The sequence below is a fragment of the Vibrio hepatarius genome (assembly GCF_001274785.1).
GTDB lineage: Bacteria > Pseudomonadota > Gammaproteobacteria > Enterobacterales > Vibrionaceae > Vibrio > Vibrio hepatarius.
Window position 1 is genome coordinate 1 of sequence record NZ_LHPI01000056.1, and the last position, 6,909, is coordinate 6,909.

Genomic DNA, 6,909 nt, shown 5'->3' on the forward strand with positions numbered 1-6,909 from the left:
CTCGTTGGCAACTAACGCCGCATTAAGGGGTGAACAACGCCACCACCCTACCTAAAACATTGTGCCGTAAACACAAAAGCCAATTCAAACCAAAACTGCCAAGCGTTGTGAATCCCTCTTGAATGCTTTGTTAGTTGCCAAACCTAACGCTTTGATTTGAATTTAATTACCGCTTTGCCAACACTTGCTTTACGTATTTTTTAAAACTCAAATCAGGCGCAGTTTCAAAGCGCCTGTCACTGAAACCACTTGGAACACGCAACGCCGTAGAAAACGAACTTTATACACCAAACAAACCTTTTGGAACGACAATGCCGCAGAGCAGGCTTTCAACAAGCTAATCAGCGTCTGAAACAGAAAACCCAAATCGCGCAAGGAACCAAAGCACGATTTTCACAACACCTAATAACTAGAAATTGAAATACGAAAAACTAGCCAAAAACACACGGATGTTAACCCTAAGTATTCTGCTTTAGGTACGTTTTCCTCGTTGGCAACTAACGCCGCGTTAAGTGGTGAGCAACGCCAACCACCATACCTAACCCTTTGTGACATAAACATTTAAACTAAAGTAAGCCGAAAACGCCATGCGTTGGGAGTCCGTCTTAAACGCTTTGTTATGTTGTTACTCACAATATGCGATGGTTTTCCTTGCAAGTTTTGCCATTTTCTTTCTTTTTTTGAGCATGACTTTATTAAAACTTGGATAGCTCTTTTGAAAGAAGCTTTCTTGCCCATACCACTTATAAATAACATCCATTAACTGCCCTAGATTTGAATAGAGAATTCGCAACTCAACAGCCCCCTTTAAAATTTCATAGCAAATCAAATCCAACTGCTCACTAATTCTGCTAGTGGCCCCATGATCATCTGGACCTTCGCTAAAAAGGTAATTCAATGGAATTTGATGACCACCTGAAACTACATAGTGCCCTTTTTTAGCTCCTGATGGCTCAGAGCTTGCTCTGAATATACTCTTCCAATTGCTAAGATCAGACTCTTCTAAATTTTGCTTAAAAAGGTCTAATAACTTTAAACTGTTCTCCAATTTTCTTTGACGTTGTCCCGCTGCGTAAGTGAATAATGCAACCGTCGCACCTATTGATAATATACCTAATCTCACCCAGTCAATTGTTTCTGCTGTTGCCATATTTACCTCTTCAACATAACGCCCAATTAAGGGGTGAACAACGCCTCCACCCAAACCTAAAGCATTGTGCCATAGACACTAAAACTGAAGTAGAAGCAAAAGTGCCAAGCGTTGTGAATCCCTCTTAAATTGCTTGTTAGGCAGCTTTTCTCTGGTCTCGGATATAGACATCAACGATACCTGAACCAGAGTCCCTACGATCTACCTCAAACAACTCGGTGGCTTCAATTAACTGAGTTAGTGTATTGAAACCATAGTTTTTTGGACTAAAGTCTGGATACTGTCGCTTGATTAAGCTTCCACAAGTAGCTAACAGTGACCAACCATTTTCATCTTGATATTCACTTACCGCTCCACGGAGAGTATTTACAAGTTTGGTATCACCTCTTAACTTGTTACGTAATTCCCTAGACTCGGACTTTTTGGGTATCACTGTACTTTGCACTGAAGTTTCTTCTTTAATTGCATAACGATCTTTTAAAACTTCGGTATAAATAAAGTCATCACATGCATTTCTAAATGCAATTGGCGTTTTCTTTTCACCAACACCAAATACATAAATCTCAGATTCCTTTAACCTAGATGCAAGCTTAGTGAAATCACTGTCACTACTTATTAAGGCAAAGGCATCATACTTATCAGAATAAAGCAGATCCATCGCATCAATGATCATTGCAGCATCAGATGAATTTTTGCCTTGTGTATAAGAAAATTGTTGAATAGGATTTATAGCAAGTTCGTTTAGTGGTTGCTTCCAATTTTTCAAACAGTCGGAGCTCCAGTCCGCATAAGCTTTTTTAACTAATATATGCCCATGTTTAGAAAGCTCTTTTAGTACATAATCTAAAACGGCATACTGTGCATTTTCTGCATCAATAAGAACCGCTATCTTCTTTTCTGAGTTTATATCTATCAACTAAATTATCTCCATATTCGACCTGATGCCTAACGCCGCGTTAAGTGGTGAACAACGCAGCCCACTTAACCTAAGCCATTGCACCGTAGACACTTAAGCGAAATTAAACCAAAACTGCCAAGCGTTGTGAATCCACCTTAAACGCTTTGTTATGTGTTTTTATCGTCACCAATGGATAAATCTAACTTACCTTCTCTGTAGAGCTTCCATTCTTCCCAAGCTTCGGGGGCATAAATGTCATGATAACCTCGCTGCTTTAGAAATGCAGGCATGCCAGATAGAGGCTGGCTTACTTTTGTTGCTTTATCTCTTATTCTCAAAACTTCATTTTCTGAAAGAGGCCGCTTTGCAATTTCTTCTGCTCTGGTTAACAAAGCAACGAGAGCTGGAATATAAACATCCACTAACTTTTCTTGATTCATACCTCGAAATCCTTTTACACATAACGCCGCATTAAGGCGTGAACAACGCAATACACAACGGCTACCGCATTGCGCCTTAAACACTAAATTCTACGCAAACCCAAAATGCCACGCGTTGTGAATCGCGCTTAAATGCTTTGTTATACGTCCAACGCTGAAGCAACGATTTTAAGCCAAGCCCCACTTTGTAAGCACGAATTTTTATGTGTATTGATGCACTTTTGTGAAACTAAGACATTCAGCGATTTTTGATTGAAGCGCGCTTGAAACACACAACACCAAAGAAAACAGAACTTCAGCAAGCACGTAAGCTTTTGGGCAGACTACTTAATAGGGCTGAGTTTCAACAAACACACCGCGTCGAATTTGAGCCTGAAGGCTTCGGGAAGATTACCTAATGATTTAACGAAAACACAAGGAAATACAAAGCGATGAACCACAAGAAAAGGTGACTTTGATACAAGGAATAATCAGCAAAACTCACTCTGCGTATAACGCCGCATTAAGGCGTGAACAACGCTATACAACGGCTACCGCATTGCGCCTTAAACACAAAATTCGACGCAAACCAAAAATGCCACGCGTTGTGAATCGCGCTTAAATGCTTTGTTATACGCCCAACGCTGAAGCTACGATTTTAAGCCAAGCCCCACTTTGTAAGCACGAATTTTTATGTGTATTGATGCACTTTTGTGAGACTAAGACATTCAGCGATTTTTGATTGAAGCGCACTTGAAACACACAACACCAAAGAAAACAGAACTTCAGCAAGCACGTAAGCTTTTGGGCAGACAACTTGATAGAGCTGAGTTTCAACAAACACTACCGCGTCGAATTTGAGCGAGAAGGCTTCGGGGACATTACCTGATGATTTAACGAAAACACAAGGAAATACAAAGTGATGAACCACAAGAAAAGGTGACTTTGGCACAAGGAATAATCAGCAAAACTCACTTTGCGTATAACGCCGCGTTAAGGGGTGAACAACGCGATGCCACCCAACTTAAACCATTGTGCTATAAACACAAAAGCTAAACTTTGAACCAAAACTGCCAAGCGTTGAGAATCCCTCTTAAACGCTTTGTTATGGCTTACAACTCACGAATGACCTACAAGATTAACCGACTGTTTTAGATGAACTTAACACGTTCATCTAAGCACTCATTAGAACCCATTTCAAATTCGCGGCATATCCAAGGGCGATTTTCATAAATTGTGCACATTAGAGTGTCTCTATCTAAAGCCGCACACCACCCATCATTTAATCGCATCATTGTTTCACCACCATACTGATCACGTGCGATGAACTCTTCAGGCACGCCAGTATCCGAGATAATCATAACTTCAAGACGGCAGCAGCAAGCTTTGCAGTTTGAGCAAGATACATTTGAGGAAGATACATTTGAGGAAGAAGGTGTATTAGTTGGTATAAGCATAAGTAACTACAGTTTAGTCAATTGTGCATGATACCGTAATTTGAAGTGAACAACCTTCATTTCTGAGATTGCGGACCTTGTGAGCCATAACGCCGCGTTAAGTGGTGAACAACGCCAGCCACCAAACCTAAACCATTGTACCTTAAACACTTAACCTAACTTGAACTGAGATCGCCAAGCGTTGTGAATCCGCCTTAAACGCCTTGTTAGGCGAAGTTTTCCACTAGTATTTAAGTTGTTTTGAAAGCAGATTACCCGAAACAAAATAAGCAACCAAACACCCACTGACTTTTTGTGATTCAAGAACCATAAAAGCCACTATGTTTCAGCCGAAATTTCAACAACCACGAAATAAAGACTTTCAGCGTTCAAGTCGCTTTTGAGGAAGCGAGACGTAAAGCTGCAAACTTAAAGCGAGAACAAAAGCCTCAATTAACTTGCCCTTTCCACACTTTGAGCCAGTGAAATTCACAACCAACCGACTGTAAAAACCAATGAGGCAACCCGCGAACCTTGGTATGTTTTACGGCCAGAGAGATTCGAGAATTTGAGCCGACAATGTTGAATTGCCGACATAGAAAAACGAAAGCTCAAAGAGAACTAAGAAGATGAGAACAAAGAACTTTCCTGCCCGTCGCCTAACGCCCAATTAAGGGGTGAACAACGCACCCGCCCAAACCTAACGCATTGTGCCATAAACACTAAATTTGAAGTAGAAGCAAAAATGCCGAGCGTTGTGAATCCCTCTTAAATTGCTTGTTATGTGCCTATTTTCTGTAAACTGCATTGATAAAGTCAGCGCAAATTGTCAGAGTTAAAAAGCCTTGTGGGGCAATGGTACTACTACCGTGAGCATATTCGTTCCTTATATAAGGCATAGACTCTACGAGAATAGAAGTATATTCACCCTCTTTGGATTCAGGCTCTTGATAGTCGGGTGAATGCCCGACTTCTGCCCACATTTCTGCACGATACCTATTTTTCTCTTTTGATCTTCGATGAATCTCAAAATCATTGTCTTCTACCCAATGACTATTCACGGCATGAGATAGCAAGCGCTTAAGCCCCCATTTGGGCTTCCCTGTTTTCTCTTTCAATGCAAACTCCAAAGATGCGATGGCATGAAATTCCGCGACAGGAATAAAGCGGTAAACGAACCAAGAATAAAGTGATAAATGCTTTGACGTCGTGAAGTGATCTCTGACTTTTTGAGGTACGTTATCATCCAAGTTGATTTCAGATAGTGCCGAATGAATATCAGATAGCTCCTTTCTGCGAAAGTCGTGGAACTCTGTATCAAAAACTTGAAATACTTCCTGCCTAGGGTCAGGAAGAAGTACCTCATCCAACGTTTTAAACTTTTCCAAAATGACTCCTTGTTATATTGAGGCTCTGGCACATAACGCCCAATTAAGTAGTGAGCAACGCAATACAAAAGCTACCGCATGCGCCTTAAACACAAAACTCACCGCAAACCAAAACTGCCACGCGTTGCGAATCTGCTTAAATTGTTTGTTATGCGATTTTTCGGCAATGCTAAATTGACTAACGAAAACATTACCTTAAACACGAAAAACCACAAACGCATAGATAACTTTTTGTGATTCAAGAACCAACGGATTCAACATTTCGCATAAATGCCGCCACAAGCGCGGAACGCGACATTAAAGCGAAGAATAAGCTTTGCTTGTGAGAAACTCAACGAGCCAGAATTTCAGCAAATACCGGCTTTCCATAAACTTGCCCTTTCCACACTTTGCGCCCGACAAACTTTCCACGACCAAATGCGATTTTGAATGAGGCAACATCACGGGCTTTGGCATGTTTTGCGGTTTGAGTGATTCAAGAATTTGAGCCGAAAATGCTGATTTGCCGATACCCAAAAGCGAATGGCCAAAGAGATTAAATTTAAAGAAACCTAAAAATTTTGCCTTGTCGCATAACGCCGCATTAAGGGGTGAACAACGCCACCACCTAACCTAAACCATTGTGCCGTAAACACTAAAGCCAGTTCAAACCAAAACTGCCAAGCGTTGTGAATCCCTCTTGAATGCTTTGTTAGTTGCCAAACCTAAAGCTTTGATTTGAAGTTGATTGCCGCTTTACCAACACTTGCTTTACGTATTTTGGAAAACTCAAATCAGGCGCAGTTTCAAAGCGCCTGTCACTGAAACCACTTGGAACTCAAAGCGCCGTAGAAAACGGATTAACAACACCAAAACGCTCATTTGAAAAGACAGTGTCACAGAGCTGACTCTCGACCAGTGATCCGGTTTCTGAAACAGAAAATCCAACCACAAAAGAAACCTGAGAACGATTTTCACAACCCCGAACGATTCAAAATTGAAGTACGAAACCCCACCAAAAACACACTAACTTTAACTCTAAACATTCTGTTTAAGCTGCGTTTTTCTCCTTGGCAACTAACGCCCAATTAAGTAGTGAGCAACGCAATACAAAAGCTACCGCATTGCGCCTTAAACACAAAACTCACTGCAAACCAAAACTGCCACGCGTTGCGAATCTGCTTAAATTGTTTGTTATGCGAGGTGTACGCAAACGCTAAATTGGCCAACGAAAACATTACCTTAAACACGAAAAACCACAAACGCGTAGGTAACTTTTTGTGATTCAAGAACCAGCGAATTCAACGTTTTGTGAAAAGGCCGCCACAAGCGCGGAACACGACATTAAAGCGAAGATTTGGCTTTTACTTGTGAGAAACCTAACGAGCCGGAATTTCAGCGAATACGGACTTTCTGTAAACTTGCCCTTTCCACACTTTACGCCTGAAAAACTTTCCCCGACAAAATACAATTTTGAATGAGGCAACATCACGAACTTTGGCATGTTTTACGGTTGGAGTGATTCAAGAATTTGAGCCGACAATACTGATTTGCCGAAACCCAAAAGCGAATTGCCAGAGAGATTAAATTAGAAGAAACCTAAAATTTTGCCTTGTCGCATAACGCCCAATTAAGGGGT

The 6,909-nt window shown here is 41.1% G+C and carries 5 protein-coding genes; all 5 read right to left on the reverse strand.

Annotated elements, in window-relative coordinates; genetic code table 11:
- Nucleotides 1-625: 625 nt before the first annotated feature.
- Complete coding sequence (locus AKJ31_RS22160; RefSeq protein ID WP_053411161.1) at nt 626-1,150, reverse strand: hypothetical protein; 525 nt, start codon at nt 1,148-1,150, stop codon at nt 626-628.
- A 136-nt stretch (nt 1,151-1,286) separates the two neighbouring features.
- Nucleotides 1,287-2,066: an NYN domain-containing protein gene (locus tag AKJ31_RS22165; RefSeq protein ID WP_053411162.1), complete on the reverse strand. Its 780-nt coding sequence runs from the start codon at nt 2,064-2,066 to the stop codon at nt 1,287-1,289.
- Nucleotides 2,067-2,215: 149 nt separating this feature from the next.
- The gene (locus tag AKJ31_RS22170) at nt 2,216-2,488 is read right to left on the reverse strand and encodes a hypothetical protein (protein WP_025794334.1); all 273 of its coding nucleotides are present in this window, start codon (nt 2,486-2,488) and stop codon (nt 2,216-2,218) included.
- Nucleotides 2,489-3,618: 1,130 nt separating this feature from the next.
- Complete coding sequence (locus tag AKJ31_RS22175; RefSeq protein ID WP_072161426.1) at nt 3,619-3,924, reverse strand: YkgJ family cysteine cluster protein; 306 nt, start codon at nt 3,922-3,924, stop codon at nt 3,619-3,621.
- Nucleotides 3,925-4,691: 767 nt separating this feature from the next.
- Nucleotides 4,692-5,291, reverse strand: coding sequence for a hypothetical protein (locus AKJ31_RS22180; protein ID WP_053411163.1), 600 nt, complete (start codon nt 5,289-5,291; stop codon nt 4,692-4,694).
- Nucleotides 5,292-6,909 lie beyond the last annotated feature (1,618 nt).